The sequence below is a fragment of the Nocardia rhamnosiphila NBRC 108938 genome (assembly GCF_000720425.1).
GTDB classification, from domain to species: domain Bacteria; phylum Actinomycetota; class Actinomycetes; order Mycobacteriales; family Mycobacteriaceae; genus Nocardia; species Nocardia rhamnosiphila.
Genome location: NZ_JOAJ01000010.1, coordinates 175,835 through 190,949, shown reverse-complemented (window position 1 = coordinate 190,949; position 15,115 = coordinate 175,835). Strand labels below are relative to the sequence as shown.

The window sequence follows — 15,115 nt, the reverse complement described above, 5'->3', positions numbered from 1 at the left end:
CGGTTGGTTCAGGCCTTTTCGGTCAGCGCGGCGGCGGCGCGGGCGATGGCGAGTTCCTCGTTCGTCGGCACCACCAGGACATCCACCTTCGCGTCCGGCGGGGAGATCCGCCGCGCGGTCCGCTCCGGCGCCGTATTGCGATCGCGGTCCACCGCGATCCCGAACGCGGACAGGCCGGCCAGCGCGTCGGCGCGCACGTCCGGGTTGTTCTCGCCGACGCCGGCCGTGAAGGTGATCGCGTCGACTCCGCCGAGTTCGATCAGATAGGCGCCGAGGTAGTGGCGGAGGCGATGCACGTAGACGTCGTAGGCCAGCCGGGCCGCCTCGTCGCCTTCGCCGATGAGCCGCCGCAACTCCCGGAAATCGTTCACCCCCGCCATACCCCGCAGGCCCGAACGACGGTTGAGCAGGCGGTCGACACCGTTGACGTCCAGTTGCGCGGTGCGCATGAGATGCAGGACGATGCCGGGATCCAGGTCTCCGGGGCGCGTCCCCATCACCAGGCCCTCCAGCGGCGTCAGTCCCATGCTGGTGTCCACCGGGCGCCCGCCCCGCAGCGCCGAGACGGACGCGCCGTTGCCGAGATGGAACACGATCTGTTTCAGCGATTCGGCCGGCCGGCCCAGGAATTCGGCGACACAACCCGATACATACTCGTGCGAGGTGCCGTGGAAGCCGTACCGGCGGATACCGTGCGCGGCCGCGACCTGCGCGTCGATCGCGTAGGTCTTGGCAGCGTCGGGCAACCCGTGGAAGAACGCGGTATCGAACACCGCGACCTGCGGTACCTCGGGCAGCAGGGTGCGCACCGCCTCGATCCCGCGCACGTTCGCCGGATTGTGCAGCGGCGCCAGCGCCGACAGCTCGTCGATGGTGGCCAGCACCCGGTCGTCGACGAGCGTGGGCCGGTAGAACACTTCACCGCCGTGGACGACCCGGTGCCCGACCGCGGTCACACCCGCCCCTGCCAGATCGTGCCCCGTTTCGGCGAATTTCTCGAACGCGAGCCGCAAGCCGGCCGTGTGGTCGGTAATGGTGACCTGGTCGGTAAGGGTCCGGCCGTCGGTGGTGTGCTCGATCGCCCCGACGTCCTCACCGATCCGCTCCACCAGTCCGGCCGCCACCACGGTGCCCGATTCCGGTGCGACCAGTTGATATTTGATCGAGGACGAACCGGAATTGACCACCAGCACCAGATCGCCGTCCACCGCCGTCTCCTTCTCCCCGGACCGCGGCGCCGTCACTGCTGCTGCGCCTGGATAGCGGTGATGGCCACCGTGTTCACGATATCGGTGACCAGTGCGCCGCGGGACAGGTCGTTCACCGGTTTGCGCAACCCTTGCAACACCGGGCCGATCGCAACCGCACCCGCGCTGCGCTGCACCGCTTTATAGGTGTTGTTACCGGTATTGAGGTCGGGAAAGATGAAAACCGTGGCCCGGCCGGCCACCTCGGAGCCGGGGAGCTTGGCATCGGCGACGGTGGGTTCGATCGCCGCGTCGTATTGGATGGGGCCCTCGACGAGAAGTTCGGGGGCCCGCTCCCGGACCAGACCCGTCGCCACCCGCACCTTGTCCACATCCGCGCCGCTACCGGATTCACCGGTCGAATAGGAGAGCATGGCCACCCGGGCGTCGATCCCGAACCTGGTCGCGGTCGCGGCCGAGGAGACCGCGATATCGGCGAGCTGTTCGGAACTCGGATCGGGGACCACCGCGCAGTCACCGTAGGCCAGCACCCGGTCGGCCAGGCACATGAGGAACACACTCGACACCGTGGAGACCCCGGGCACCGTTTTGATGATCTCGAACGAGGGCCGGATCGTATGCGCCGTGGTGTGCGCCGCCCCGGACACCATGCCGTCGGCTATCCCCCGATGCACCATCATGGTGCCGAAATAGGAGATATCGGTGACGGTCTCCCGCGCCCGCTCCAGGGTCATCCCCTTGTGTTTGCGCAGTTCGGTGTATTCGCGGGCGAAATCGTCGAGATGTTCGGAGGTCCGCGGGTCGAGCACCTGGGCGCCGGCGATATCTACGGCCAGCTCCGCGGCCCGGGCCCGGATCGCCGTCTCGTCACCGAGGATGATCAGATCCGCGATCTTGCGCTGCAGCACCCGGCCCGCCGCGCGCAGCACCCGGTCGTCGTCGCCCTCGGGCAGCACGATCGTCTTACGGTCGGCCCGGGCACGTTCGATGAGCTGGTATTCGAACATCTGCGGGGTCACCACGCTGGACAGCGGAACCTCCAGCCGGCGCAGGAAATCCGCGGCATCCACATGGGTTTCCATGAGCGCCAGCGCCGTATCCACCTTGCGCGGGTTGTGCGCCGACATCCGGCCGCGGGTGCGATGCGCCACCCCGGCGGTCTCGTAGGTGCCCAGATCCGTGGTCAGGATGGGTAATCGCGGTTTGAGCCCGGTGATCAGCCGGGCGACCGCCGGATGCGGGAGCAGCCCGCCGTTCATGATGATCCCGGCCAGCGAGGGGAAACTCTCGGCCTCGTGGGCGTTGACCACACTGAGCAGCACATCGGAGCGGTCGCCGGGAGCGATCACCACCGCACCGTCGAAGAGACGCTCCAGAATGTGCTCCGCGGTCATCCCGCCGACCATCACCCCCAGTGCCTCCCGGTCCAGCAGTTCGGGGTCGCCGCTGTACATTTCGCCGTCCAGCGCCTCGCACAGCTCGGCCATGGTGGGCGAGATCAACAGCGGCACCTCCGGCAGGCTCCACGACGGCACCCCGAAGGGCGCCAGCGCCTCCCGGACCCCCTCGAGCTCGCCGGGCGCGCAGCGGTTGGCGACAACGGCCACCAGCTGCGCGTGCTCGGACTTCAGCTCGGCGGTGCACAGCTCCACCAGCTGCTCGACCTCCTCGACCGACCGCCCCGCCCCCCGCACCACCAGCAGTACCGGCGCCCCCAGATTCACCGCGATCCGGGCATTGAACCGCAGCTCGCTCGGACTCGCCACATCGGTGTAGTCGCTGCCGACGATGACCACGGCGTCACAGACCGCGGCCACCTCGTGATACCGCATGACGATCTCGGAGATCGCGGCATCCGGGTCGGCGTGCACCTGCTCATACCCGACACCCACCGCCTGCTGGTACTCGATATCGGCGGTGCTGTGCTCGAGCAGCAACTCGAGAATGTAATCCGGTTCGGTGGCCGAACGGGTGATCGGCCGGAACACCCCCACCCGCGCGGTGGTCGCGCACAGCATCTGCAGCACGCCGAGCGCCACGGTCGACTTACCGGTATCGCCCTCCGGCGACGCGATGTACACACTGGACGCAGCTACCTCGGCCATGCCATGAGCGTAGCCATACCGATCACCCGGTTACGGCGCCGCGTCGCGATAGAACTTCTCCACTACGGCTCTGGTCACATGTTCGGGAGCTGCCAATCCATCCAGGAGACGCAGCGCCAGCTCGTAGCCGATCTGCCTTTCCTTCATCCGGGGAGCGACCTCGGCCCGCTCCTTCATACCCAGGGTCGAGCCGGCGACATTCGCTCGCTCGGCCAGGTCCGCCTGGCCGATTTCCTGTGACACGCGCGCTGCCCGGAACCAGGTGTTCGGGAAGTCGTGGTCGGCCGGGTCGGGGAAGTCACGTTTGCCGGTCGATCGGTCCGTCGGGCCGAAGTAGCGTCCCAGTACCGCCGTGTGCACCTCGTCCGGGGCACGCAATGCCTCGAGGAGACGCCGCGCGGTATCACGGGTGACACCCCCGCCCCGCTCGATCTGGCCGACGTGAGCCTTCGACTTCTGGCCGATTCTCTCAGCGATATCCGCCTGGGACAGCTCGCGCCGGTTGCGGGCGTCCCACAGCCAGTCCGCGAATGTTCTGTGGGCGGTATCAGGCCATTCCCCGTCGCCGGAACGGGGCCGCTGTCGGGCACGTCGTTGCGGCGCGGCCACCGGCGGGCGACCGTCGCCGGTCGCCGGCGGCCGTGGACTCTCTGTGCCGGTCGTTCCCGCGCGGACCGGCTCCGATCCGCCCGTGTCCGCGGATCCCATCGTCTGCAGCCCCTCGTGCAGTTCGTCCGCGGCGCCCCGCGGCATTCCCGTGCCGACCTGAGCGGCTCCGTCCACCGCGTTCCGCACTCTCGGCCCGACCATGCGACGGAACCATCGGCCGTCCATTACGCAACCACCGACCTCACCCCGTCCCGGTTCCCGCGGCAGTGCCCGTCCGGGCGACGCGGGATCTCCTGTCGCTCGGACGGTAGCCGAGGAGCTCGCAGGCCTCATGCCGCTACTTTCAGGGGCAGGCCCGTCCGGTGCCCGGACGCCTACCCGAGTTTGCGCAAGCGCGGGGCGAGATCGCGCTGGAACAGGTCCAGGAAGCGCTTCTGGTCGTGTCCGGGTGCGTGGAAGACCAGGTGATTGAGCCCGGCGTCCACGTAGGGCTTCACCAGTTCGACAGCTTCGTCCGGATCGCTGGCGACGATCCAGCGTTTGGCGATCTGCTCGATCGGCAGTGCGTCGGCCGCTTCTTCCATTTCGATGGGGTCGTGGATGCTGTGCTTCTGCTCGGGGGTCAGCGACAGCGGCGCCCAGAAGCGGGTGTTCTCCAGCGCGAGTTCGGGGTCGGTGTCGTAGGAGATCTTGATCTCGATCATCCGGTCGATCGTGCCGACCTCGCGGTCCACCTTCGCCGCGCCCTCGGCCACCGCCGGCATCAGCTTCTCCGTGTACAGGTCCATGCCCTTACCGGAGGTGCAGATGAACCCGTCGCCGGCGCGGCCCGCGTACCGGGCCACCACCGGGCCGCCGGCGGCGATGTAGACCGGGATCCCGCCTTCGGGGACGTCGTAGATGGAGGCGCCGACCGTCTTGTAATAGGTGCCGTCGAAATCGGTGCGGGCGCCGGTCCACAGGGCGCGCATCAGGTCCACCGATTCGCGCAGCCGCGCGAAGCGCTCCTTGAACTCCGGCCATTCCCCGGAGTAACCGGTGGCGATCTCGTTGAGCGCCTCACCGGTGCCCACACCCAGCATCACCCGGCCCGGATACAGGCAGCCCAGTGTCGCGAACGCCTGCGCGATCACGGCGGGGTTGTACCGGAAGGTAGGGGTGAGCACCGAGGTACCGAGCAGGATCCGCTCGGTGCGCTCACCCGCCGCGGCCAGCCAGGCCAGAGAGAACGGCGCGTGGCCGCCCTTGTGCCGCCACGGCTGGAAATGATCGCTGACCGTGGCGCTGTCGAGGCCGTGTTCCTCGACCAGTACCGCCAGCTCTACCAGTTCCCGGGGTCCGAATTGTTCCGCCGATGCTTTGTATCCGAGCTTCAGTTCACCCATGTGCGCCCACTCCTGTCGCGTTGTGGTCGGACCGTCGCCGGCCCGGATTCGACACTAATAGGCGGAGTTGGGCCGAGCCCACCCGCAACCCACGGACGGCCGGAGCGAAGGCGGAAGCGCGCGGGCCCGCATCGGACGGGCGCGTCGGTCGGCGGGCGCGGGCGGTGGCGGCGGGCTCGTTCCCGCCGTGTGTTCCCCGCTCCGGGGCGCGGCATACCCGGCCCGCGCGCCACGAAGAGCAGAATGACGGGGTGAGCCCAGATGACCGGATTTTGTCCTACCTCACCGATATGGACGGGGTGCTGGTGCACGAGGACCATATGGTGCCCGGCGCCGACGAGTTCCTCGCCGAATTACGGGCCGAGGAGATCCCGTTCCTGGTACTGACCAACAATTCGATCCGCACACCCCGCGATCTGCAGGCCCGGTTGCGCCAGACCGGGCTGGAGATCCCGGAAAATTCGATCTGGACCTCGGCGCTGGCCACCGCCAGTTTCCTCAACGAGCAGCGACCGGGCGGCACCGCCTACGTGGTGGGCGAGTCCGGACTCACGACCGCTCTGCACGAGATCGGCTACGTCCTGACCGAGGTGGACCCCGACTACGTGGTGCTGGGCGAGACCCGCACCTATTCGTTCGAGGCGATCACCACGGCTATCCGGCTGGTCGAGCGCGGGGCGCGGTTCATCGCCACCAACCCCGACCCGACCGGACCGTCCCGGGACGGCGTACTGCCCGCGACCGGTTCGGTCGCGGCCCTGATCACCCGGGCCACCGGCCGCGACCCCTACTACATCGGCAAACCGAACCCGCTGATGATGCGCTCGGCGCTGCGCCGCATCGACGCCCACTCCCAGACCAGTGTGATGATCGGCGACCGGATGGACACCGATGTGATCTCCGGGATGGAAGCCGGTATGCGCACTATCCTGGTGACCTCCGGCATCTCGACGAAGGTATCGGTCGAGCAGTATCCGTACCGGCCGACCTCGGTGCTGAGCTCGGTCGCCGACCTGGTCGGGCGGGTTCGTACCCCGTTCACGGAGGCAGCGAATCCGCTGACCTGAGCGGGCCGTAGGCGTGGACCGGGGCCGCTGCGCGGTCAGCTCAACGCGTGGTCGAGGTCGCCGAGGAGGTCCTCGACGTCTTCCAGGCCGATCGAGACCCGGACGACCCCGTCCGAGAGTCCGATGCTCGCCCGACCCTCCGGGCCCATGGCCCGGTGGGTGGTGGTCGCCGGGTGGGTGATGAGGCTTTTCGCGTCGCCCAGGTTGTTGGAGATATCGATGATGCGCAACCTGTTCAGCACCTCGAAGGCCCGCTTCTTCGCGAGGTCCGCGGCGGCCGCGAGTTCGAAGGTCACCACGGTGCCGCCGCCGCTCATCTGGGCGGCCGCCAGCGCGTACTGCGGATGCGATTCCAGGAACGGGTACCGGACCCAGCTCACGGCCGGATGTTCGTCCAGGTAGCGCGCGATACGCAGCGCCGAATCGGTGGACTGGCGGACCCGCAGCGGCATGGTTTCCAGACCTTTGAGCAGGGTCCAGGCGTTGAACGGGCTCAGAGCCGGGCCGGTGTGGCGCATGAGCGTCTTGACCGGGCCTTCGATGTACTCGGAGGTACCGAGAATCGCGCCGCCCAGTACCCGGCCCTGACCGTCGATGTGTTTGGTGCCCGAGTAGACCACCACATCGGCGCCGAGTTCGAAGCCACGCTGCAGTAGCGGGGTGGCGAACACATTGTCCAGGACCACCTGCGCGCCCGCGGCGTGCGCGAGCTCGCAGACCTCGCGCACGTCGACCAGAGTCTGCATCGGGTTGGCCGGAGTCTCGAAGAACACCGCGGTGGTGGGTACGGACAGTGCCGCTTCCCACTGGTCGAGATCTTCGCCGTCTACGAACACGGTCTCGACACCCCAGCGGGGCAGGATCTCGTTGCACACCACGAAACAGGAGCCGAACAGGCTGCGCGCGGCCACCAGCCGGTCGCCCGCCTTCAGCAGCGCACCGAGGGCGACGAAAACGGCGGCCATCCCGCTGGCGGTCGCGAAACAGGCTTCGGCGCCGTCGAGCAGGCGCATCCGCTCCTGGAAGGTGGTCACCGTCGGGTTCCCGTAGCGGGAGTACACGTAGTGCGGGTTGTCCCCGGTGAACGCGGCCTCGGCCGCTTCGGCGCTGGCGTAGACGAACCCGGAGTTCAGGTACAGGGCCTCGGAGGTTTCGTCGAACCCCGAGCGGCTCAGGCCTCCACGCACACCCAGTGTCGCCGGACCGACTCCTTCGGGTAAGGGCCGTTCGAACGAACCGCCGCTGATCACGACTGCCGCCAGGGCAGTCCGTGGGCCCGCCAGCCGGAGCCGCCGCGGTGCCCGAGTTCGTCCAGCGGGCCCTCGAAGCCGTCGCTGATGTTGTAGGAGGGTCCGATACCCGCGGCGGTCGCGGCGTCGGCCGCATGCGCCGAACGCTGGCCGGAGCGACACAGGAAGAGCACGGGCGCGTCCGCGGGGCGGTCGGACAGGGCGCTACGCAGCTGGTCCAGGAATTCGGCATTGCGGGTGCCGGTGCCGTGGACCCACTCCACCAGCAGCGTCGGCTTGGCGATGGAGCTGGTGTCGGGTACTCCGACGAACTTCCATTCGGCTTCGGTCCGCACGTCCACCAGGACTGCGTCCGGGTTCTCGGTCAGCAGTTCCCATGCCTGCTCCGGGCCGATATCCCCTGCGTAACTCATACGTGGCACCTCCTGTGAATCCGCACTTGCCGCATCCGATCGATGCGTGCCAGGTCGTCACCCGGAGCACCCCACCGCGGAGGAGGGTTGCCGACCAGCGAGCCGGGGCTTGGCGCTGGTACTCATGACCTAACCGAAAAGATTGCCCGGCGAGGTCGGGGCGTGTCAAACATCGGTTGACGCCTTCGGCGGGCTCAGCCGGCCGGCTGGTTGCACACCAGCCAGTCGCCGTCGGACTGGAACAGCCACCAGGTCGCGGTCCGCTCCTCGCCTTCCACACGGCTGGTCACTTCGATATTCGCGGTATCGCCGGTGATGTGGACGGGGCCGAATCCGGTGATTTCGATATCTTTTCCGGTTTCGCCGGGTTTCAGCTGTCCGGCCAGCGGGGAGCGGGCGGGCACGAAACCGGGGCAGACCGCCTGGCGGGGCGGTTCGGGCCCGTAGCGGTTGCTCACATCGGCGAACTCCCGGACCGCTCCCGCGATCCGATCGGAATCTGTGACATTTTTCTCAGCGGGCGCCACCAGGCCGGCGATGAGTACACCCGCCAGGACCAGGGCCGCGACCGCCGCGGCCACGACGAACGGGGTGATCGAGCGCGGTCGCTCGTCGTCGCCCGATTCGGTGGCGGGCTGCTCGTCGGCCGCTCCGGGATCGCTCATACCGACGATCATCCCTGGTCCCCGGATCGCACCGTGCCCGCACCCCGATAGAATCGCGGGTACGGCGGGTACCGCAGCACAGCGCTACCCGCGCAGACGTGGGACGACGAACGGTGAACAGCCGCCCACGGACGGCGCGATGTAGGTGCATACGAGCCGCGCGTCAAGTTAGCCTAAGCTAACAACAACGCCAGTGATTCTTTCGACCGATAAGGGTGCGCGTAACAGATGACCGAGCAGAAGGAAGCGAACCGCCCGCTTCGGATCGCGATCGTCGGGGCCGGGCCGGCCGGTATCTATGCCGCTGACGCGTTGATGAAATCCGATGCGGACGTCTCGATCGATCTGTTCGAGCGGATGCCCGCCCCGTTCGGACTGATCCGCTACGGCGTGGCGCCGGACCATCCGCGGATCAAGGGCATTGTCACCGCCCTGCACAAGGTGCTGGACAAGGAGCAGGTGCGCCTGCTCGGCAATATCGACTACGGCACCGACATCACGCTGTCGGATCTGCGTCGCTTCTACGACGCGGTGATCTTCTCCACCGGCGCCAACGCCGACCGGGCGCTGCCCATCCCGGGTATCGACCTGGACGGCTCCTACGGCGCGGCCGACTTCGTGTCCTGGTACGACGGGCACCCGGACGTGCCGCGCACCTGGCCGCTGGAGGCGGAGAAGGTCGCGGTGCTCGGTGTCGGCAATGTCGCCCTCGATGTGGCGCGCGTGCTGGCCAAGACCGGTGACGAACTGCTGCCGACCGAGATCCCGCCGAACGTGTACACGGGCCTGAAGAACAACAAGGCCGTCGAGGTGCACGTGTTCGGCCGCCGCGGCCCGGCGCAGGCCAAGTTCACCCCGCTGGAACTGCGCGAACTCGACCACTCCCCGACGATCGAGGTGATCGTCGATCCGGAGGACATCGACTACGACGAGGGTTCCGAAGCGGCCCGGCGCCATTCCAAGCAGGTCGATATGGTGGCCAACACCCTCGAACAGTGGGCCATCCGCGACCAGGGCGAGCGCCCGCACAAGCTGTTCCTGCACTTCTTCGAATCGCCTTCGGAGATCCTCGGTGAGGACGGCCGGGTCGTGGGTCTGCGTACCGAACGCACCCAGCTCGACGGCACCGGCAATGTGAAGGGCACCGGCACCTTCAAGGAATGGGATGTGCAGGCCGTCTACCGGGCCGTCGGTTACCTGTCGCAGAACATCTCGGAGCTGCCCTTCGATGATCAGGCCGGGGTCATCCCGAACGAGGCCGGCCGGGTCCTGGTCGACGAGGGTGCCGACGGTGCCGCCCGCTATATGCCCGGCACCTATGTGACCGGCTGGATCAAACGCGGTCCGGTCGGGCTCATCGGCCACACCAAGGGTGACGCGAACGAGACGGTCGCCTGCCTCGTGGACGACAGCACGAAGTTCGTGCCGGCCGAGAACCCGCAGCCCGAGGCCGTGCTGGAGTTCCTGGAGGGCCGGGGTATCCCGTTCACCACCTGGGCCGGCTGGTACCGGCTCGACGCGCACGAGCGCTCGCTGGGCGAGCCCGAGGGCCGCGAGCGGGTCAAGGTCGTCGAGCGCGAAGATATGTTGCGCGCGAGCGAACCCCACAAGGTCTGATCCACCGTCCGCTGCTCCCGGTCCATGGTCGAGAGCAGCGGGCGCCCCGATCTATCAGGCATGCTGTAGCAGTGTTCGACGCCCATGTGCACATCATCGATCCGCGTTTTCCGCTGATCGAGAACGAAGGCTACCTACCGGAGCCCTATACCGTCGCCGACTATCGGCGGCGGATGTCCCGGTTCCGGCCTTCCGGTGGTGCGGTGGTGAGCGCCTCGTTCCAGAGCAACGACCAGAGCTATCTGCGCGCTGCCCTGGCCGAGCTCGGACCCGGTTGGGTCGGCGTGACCCGTCTGGATCTCGATGCCTCCGATTCCGAGATCCTCGACCTGCACGAGGCCGGTGTGCGCGCGGTCCGGTTCAACCTCAAACGCGCGGCCGCCGATATCGCGAGTATGACCCGGCAGGCGTTGCGGGCCTACGAATTGGCGGGCTGGCATGTGGAGATCTACGTCGACGGCCAGATGCTGGCCTCGCTGCAACCGGTGATCCTGAAACTGCCGAAGGTGTCCATCGACCATCTCGGGATGTCCGAGGAGGGTCTGTCGTACCTGCTGGACCTGGTCGACCGGGGTGCGCGGGTGAAGGCAACCGGTTTCGGGCGGGTCGACATGAATGTCGCCACGGCACTGCGCCGTATCCATGCGGTGAGCCCGGAAGCGCTGATGTTCGGTAGCGATCTGCCCGGCACCCGCGCGGGCCGGCCGTTCCGCGAATCGGATGTGGAGCTGATCTGCGATGTGGTCGGCACCGATATGAACGCGGTGCTGGAGGACAATGCCCGCGCGTTCTACGGATTGCCCGCGATCGACCGCACCATCGAGGACCCCGCCCCCACCCTGCCGCTGTTCGTGCCACCGCGCGACGACCGGCCGTCGGCTCACGACGGGACGACACGGCCGCTGCCCATCATCGAAAAGCGTTCCGGCCCGAGCTGACCCGGCCCCTCCGGGGTCGGCGGCTCATGCGGCGATCGCGCCGATCACCCATACCCCGCTCGCCAGCAACGCACCCAGCAACTCCACCAGGATCGAGAGCCCGACGCCCTTGATCGCGTGTTTGCTCGATACCCACGCCTGCCGATTGTCGGGGAGCCGCTGCAGTTCCGAGATATACACGCCGACAATGAAGCCTACGAAAAGCCCGACCACCGGGATCACGAAGAACCCGGCTATGCCGACGAGACCGCCCAGCAGCAGCGTCCGGTTCGGCACTCCCGCTTCCTTCAGTTTGCGGCCCGGCCAGGTGTACTTCACGACTCCGGAGATGACCAGCAGGACGGTACTGATCGCCAGTACTGCCCACGCGGTCGTCCCGCCGGTGACGAAGGCCCAGACGGCGATCGCCCCGAAGATCAGGATCACCCCCGGCAGAATCGGCACCACGATGCCGATGAGACCGACCAGGATCACCAGGCCGACAACGATTTCTCCCCAAGCGCTCACAGCACCAAAGTAGCCCGGGACGGACGCGGTCGCCGGTCCGATTTCGCGCATGTCACCGGCCGAATGCCGCTCCGGACGGAACGCCGGTGGCCAGGATGCGCGCGGTCAGGTCCAGCACGCCGGCGCGGTGGCGGCGGGCGCCGATCATATCGGTGATCTCCGGACGCATGCTCGCGAAGATCGCCGACGCCAGGAATTCGGTGTCGGCATCGGGAGTGACCTGCGCGATCAGATCGGCCAGCAGGCTGCGCCAGGGTGCCCAGGTGTCGGATTCGCAGACGTCGGGCAGGGCGCGCATCAGCGGGGTGAGCTCGATCGCGGTGAGGTCGAACACCGCCGCGACGACCGCCGCGATCCGATCCCGTACGGGCACTGCCGGATCCGCCGCGAGTTCGCGCACGGTGTCCCAGCCCCGGCCGGTGCGCTCCTCGACCAGTGCGCGGACCAGTCCGTCACGGTCGGTGAACCTCCGGAACAGCGTCCCCTTGCCGACTCCGGTGGCCGCCGCGATGTCGTCCATGGAGACGTTGTCGCGTCTCTCGTCGCAGATCAGCCGCCCGGCGACGGCCAGGATCGCGGCGCGATTGCGTTCGGCGTCGGCACGCACCGGGACTCCTCGTGTTGACAGAAGCGGACTATTGGTCCGCGGCGGATGCCGCGCCGCTCGACGACCGGCTCGGCGAGCATCGCGCGCTCGCGCTGCTCGGGCAGGGCGCGACGGCGGTCGGGGTGTTCGAAACCGCCGAGATCGGTCCCGGTGACACAGTCCTGGTGGAGGCGGCCGGTGGCGGTATCGGAACCCTGCTGGTGCAGTTGGCCAAACGGGCCGGTGCCCGGGTCGTGGCCGGCGCGAGCGCGGAGTCGAAGCGGCGTCTGGCTGCCGACCTGGGCGCCGACACCACTGTGGACTACTCACGACCCGGCTGGACCGAGGAGGTGGGGCCGGTATCGGTGGTGCTGGAAACCGTCGGCGGGCAGACCGCACGCGAGGCCTACGGTCTGCTCACCATGCCGGGCGCCCGGATGGTCGTCTTCGGTTCGGCCAGTGGCAATCCGGTGCAAATCGGTTCGGACCAGCTCCTCCCGGTCGGCGCCGCGCTCATCCCGTTCAGTCTCGGCTACCGCCCGCAGCGCTGGCCGGAACTGGTCCGGCGGGCCGAGGAGCTGGTCGTGCGCGGCGAACTCGATCCGGTGATCGGCACGGTCCTGCCCTTGGCGGAAGCCGCGAGCGCCCACCGCGCCTTCGAGGCCCGTACCGCGCTCGGTAAGACCATCCTCACCCCCTGAGCAGACGGGCCGTCCTTCAGCTGGTAGGCGCGGGTGGCCTTTCCGCAATCGCCCACCGTGGAGATGCCGCGGGGTATCCGGCCGAACGTGGCCTGCCCGGGCCGGGTGAGCGAAACAATGCGGTCGTTGGGATGGACGCCACCGCCGGTACGCCGGTGTCGGAGGTCGCGGGTGTCTACGCGGCCGCGGTCGAGGGTGCCGCCCGTGGCCGCACGCTCACCGTGGGCGTTCCCGACCGGCTCGCGGGTGCCGGGGGCGGCCGAGTGGAGCGGGCCGCAGCGTCGTGCTGAGCGGCAGCGATGCCGCTCGACCTGCGTTCCGCGGCTGAGCGCAGCGTGCCCGGGACGGTGGCCGTCCGGCCGTGGCCGCAGTGGTGGGCCGGAGCACGTTTCCGGAAGCCGGGCCCGCAGGCCGGGCGGATGATGGGCCGACCAGTAGACGAAATGTGGAGGTAGTGATGCGGCCGGTGGTACTGCTCGTGGCAGCAATCCTTTTCGCGGCAATGGGTCTGTACGCGCTCGCCGTGCCGGCGAAACTGACCGCGCCCTTCGGTATTCCCGTAACCACGGCCACCGGACGCTCCGAGGTTCGCGCGGTGTACGGCGGGTTCGGGCTCGCGGTCGCGGGCGCGCTCGGTTGGGCGGCTCTGGACACCGGGGAACTCGGCCGGGGTGTGGTGCTGGCGGTGGCCGTCGCGCTCGCCGGGATGGCGGCCGGCCGGGTCGTTTCCCGGGTACTGGACAGCTCGGTCGCGTTCTACCCCATCTGGTTCTACTTCTGGGTGGAGGTGGTCGCGGCCGCCGCACTGGTCGCGGTCGCTTGACGGCTGCGAGGTACGGGCCCGGCCGCGGCTGCCGACGGTGAGCGCTGCCCGGCGTCGGACGAATCGACTCTGTCCCGGCCTCGATCTCAGTTCTGGCGTGGCAGGAGTTCGGTGACGAAACGATCGAGGAAGCCGTCCAGCGGTTTGCCCGCCGCCGGGACCACCACGAACTTGCTCAGCCCGGCGTCGAGGTAGCCGTCGACCAGCCGGTGCAGGTCCGGCCAGCTGCCCGCGACCAGGTCGGCCGGGTCGGTTCCCGGACGTTGGTGCGCGATACCCGCTGCCAGGTCGGCCGGGATACCGTCCGGCGCCAGCAGCAGTGTGATCCCGAAATGGTCGGCTTCGATCTCCCGCCCGGCCGCCGCGGCCTCGGTGTTTATCGCCGCCACCCCGGCGGCCGCCTCGGCGGGGGTGAGGAAACTGCCCAGCCAGCCGTCGCCGTACCGGCCGATGCGCCGAAACGCGGCGGGTGCGCGCCCGCCGAGCCAGATGTCCAGGGGCCGGGCCGGGCGTCTGCCCACCCGCGCCGCGCGCACGGTGAAGTAGTCGCCGTCGAAGTCGACATCGTCTTCCCGCAGTACAGCGCGCAGCAGCCGCAGGGATTCGTCGAAGACGTCGCCGCGCCGCCCGGCCACCGGGAACAGATCGCGTTCCTGCGGGGTGGCCGGCTGCAAGCCGAACACCGGCAGCACCCGCTTGGGTGCGAGCGCCGCTAGCGAGGCCAGCTGTTCGGCGACCAGAACGGGGTGGCGTCCGGGCAGGATGGCCACCGATGTCCCGACCTTCAGATGATCGGTGCGCGACAGCGCGAACGCCATCCCGACGGTGGGGTCCACGGCAGGTGCGTAGATCAATTCGGAGAACCACAGGGAATCGATCCCTTCGGCCTCCAGTCGATCCACGAGTTCCGGTAGGTCCTCCGGATCGCTGCCGGAGCCGGTACCGACGCCGAATCGAATCTTCATCACGCCACTCCTGGTCTGGACGAATTGCCCGTACCGCGACCCTACGGCGTCGGGTCGGGGGCGAGGAGCTGAGCTCTTCGCGCGCGGTAGTGGCGGGGCCCATCGCTCGCAGTGCGGAATTCGTTACAGGTTCTGCCCATCCATGTGCGAACCGGTGCCGAATACCAGATGGTATGTCTCATAGCTACAAGCCATAACTGCTGCTAGGACACTATGTTCGGCCTCGTCCATCGGCTGTCGGGGGCTTGGGTGAGAGCGCAACCGTAAGAGCCCGGG

At 68.4% G+C, this 15,115-nt stretch carries 16 protein-coding genes and 1 riboswitch; of the genes, 6 read left to right on the top strand and 10 right to left on the bottom strand.

Annotation, left to right across the window (positions count from 1 at the left end):
* Positions 1-8: 8 nt before the first annotated feature.
* The 4 genes from IG75_RS0130410 to fgd form a co-directional block, all read right to left on the bottom strand.
* Positions 9-1,208 (bottom strand): acetate/propionate family kinase, encoded by a 1,200-nt coding sequence (locus IG75_RS0130410; protein ID WP_030524783.1) that lies wholly within the window; start codon positions 1,206-1,208, stop codon positions 9-11.
* A gap of 32 nt (positions 1,209-1,240) precedes the next feature.
* Positions 1,241-3,313: a phosphate acetyltransferase gene (pta, locus tag IG75_RS0130405; protein ID WP_030524782.1), complete on the bottom strand. Its 2,073-nt coding sequence runs from the start codon at positions 3,311-3,313 to the stop codon at positions 1,241-1,243.
* A gap of 30 nt (positions 3,314-3,343) precedes the next feature.
* A complete protein-coding gene (locus IG75_RS0130400) occupies positions 3,344-4,123 on the bottom strand; it encodes a helix-turn-helix transcriptional regulator (RefSeq protein ID WP_162183817.1) in 780 nt (259 codons plus the stop codon).
* Positions 4,124-4,296: 173 nt separating this feature from the next.
* The gene (gene fgd, locus IG75_RS0130395) at positions 4,297-5,307 is read right to left on the bottom strand and encodes a glucose-6-phosphate dehydrogenase (coenzyme-F420) (RefSeq protein WP_030524780.1); all 1,011 of its coding nucleotides are present in this window, start codon (positions 5,305-5,307) and stop codon (positions 4,297-4,299) included.
* Positions 5,308-5,597: 290 nt separating this feature from the next.
* Here fgd and IG75_RS0130390 point away from each other — a divergent pair, with 290 nt between their 5' ends.
* On the top strand, positions 5,598-6,374 hold the full coding sequence (locus IG75_RS0130390) for an HAD-IIA family hydrolase (protein ID WP_051715194.1): 777 nt from the start codon (positions 5,598-5,600) through the stop codon (positions 6,372-6,374).
* A 35-nt stretch (positions 6,375-6,409) separates the two neighbouring features.
* On the opposite strand, the gene IG75_RS0130385 is transcribed toward IG75_RS0130390, so the two are convergent.
* The 3 genes from IG75_RS0130385 to IG75_RS0130375 all read right to left on the bottom strand — a co-directional run bounded on the left by IG75_RS0130385 (position 6,410) and on the right by IG75_RS0130375 (position 8,702).
* Positions 6,410-7,624, bottom strand: coding sequence for an O-succinylhomoserine sulfhydrylase (locus IG75_RS0130385; RefSeq protein ID WP_030524778.1), 1,215 nt, complete (start codon positions 7,622-7,624; stop codon positions 6,410-6,412).
* Positions 7,621-8,037, bottom strand: a complete 417-nt coding sequence (locus tag IG75_RS0130380) for a rhodanese-like domain-containing protein (protein WP_030524777.1) — start codon at positions 8,035-8,037, stop codon at positions 7,621-7,623. The genes IG75_RS0130385 and IG75_RS0130380 overlap by 4 nt, the downstream gene beginning before the upstream one ends.
* 17 nt (positions 8,038-8,054) lie before the next feature.
* Positions 8,055-8,167, bottom strand: a riboswitch (SAM riboswitch).
* Between the two features lie 64 nt (positions 8,168-8,231).
* Positions 8,232-8,702, bottom strand: coding sequence for an Rv0361 family membrane protein (locus IG75_RS0130375; protein WP_156059252.1), 471 nt, complete (start codon positions 8,700-8,702; stop codon positions 8,232-8,234).
* 228 nt (positions 8,703-8,930) lie between these two features.
* Here IG75_RS0130375 and IG75_RS0130370 point away from each other — a divergent pair, with 228 nt between their 5' ends.
* Together IG75_RS0130370 and IG75_RS0130365 are read left to right on the top strand one after the other, a co-directional pair.
* The gene (locus IG75_RS0130370; RefSeq protein ID WP_030524775.1) at positions 8,931-10,319 is read left to right on the top strand and encodes an FAD-dependent oxidoreductase; all 1,389 of its coding nucleotides are present in this window, start codon (positions 8,931-8,933) and stop codon (positions 10,317-10,319) included.
* Positions 10,320-10,390: 71 nt separating this feature from the next.
* The gene (locus IG75_RS0130365) at positions 10,391-11,257 is read left to right on the top strand and encodes an amidohydrolase family protein (RefSeq protein WP_030524774.1); all 867 of its coding nucleotides are present in this window, start codon (positions 10,391-10,393) and stop codon (positions 11,255-11,257) included.
* A 24-nt stretch (positions 11,258-11,281) separates the two neighbouring features.
* On the opposite strand, the gene IG75_RS0130360 is transcribed toward IG75_RS0130365, so the two are convergent.
* Both IG75_RS0130360 and IG75_RS0130355 read right to left on the bottom strand, forming a co-directional pair.
* Positions 11,282-11,764, bottom strand: a complete 483-nt coding sequence (locus IG75_RS0130360) for a DUF456 domain-containing protein (RefSeq protein ID WP_030524773.1) — start codon at positions 11,762-11,764, stop codon at positions 11,282-11,284.
* A gap of 52 nt (positions 11,765-11,816) precedes the next feature.
* A complete protein-coding gene (locus IG75_RS0130355) occupies positions 11,817-12,371 on the bottom strand; it encodes a TetR/AcrR family transcriptional regulator (RefSeq protein WP_051715141.1) in 555 nt (184 codons plus the stop codon).
* A gap of 11 nt (positions 12,372-12,382) precedes the next feature.
* Here IG75_RS0130355 and IG75_RS40460 point away from each other — a divergent pair, with 11 nt between their 5' ends.
* The 3 genes from IG75_RS40460 (at position 12,383) to IG75_RS0130340 (ending at position 13,874) form a co-directional block, all read left to right on the top strand.
* Positions 12,383-13,051, top strand: coding sequence for a quinone oxidoreductase family protein (locus IG75_RS40460; RefSeq protein WP_051715137.1), 669 nt, complete (start codon positions 12,383-12,385; stop codon positions 13,049-13,051).
* Between the two features lie 131 nt (positions 13,052-13,182).
* Positions 13,183-13,341: a hypothetical protein gene (locus tag IG75_RS39385; protein ID WP_156059250.1), complete on the top strand. Its 159-nt coding sequence runs from the start codon at positions 13,183-13,185 to the stop codon at positions 13,339-13,341.
* Between the two features lie 167 nt (positions 13,342-13,508).
* The gene (locus IG75_RS0130340; RefSeq protein ID WP_030524771.1) at positions 13,509-13,874 is read left to right on the top strand and encodes a DUF4345 family protein; all 366 of its coding nucleotides are present in this window, start codon (positions 13,509-13,511) and stop codon (positions 13,872-13,874) included.
* 86 nt (positions 13,875-13,960) lie between these two features.
* Here the strand turns inward: IG75_RS0130340 and IG75_RS0130335 are convergent, their stop codons facing one another.
* Entirely contained in the window at positions 13,961-14,839 is an 879-nt protein-coding gene (locus tag IG75_RS0130335; RefSeq protein ID WP_030524770.1) for a TIGR03854 family LLM class F420-dependent oxidoreductase, read from the bottom strand.
* Positions 14,840-15,115: the final 276 nt, after the last annotated feature.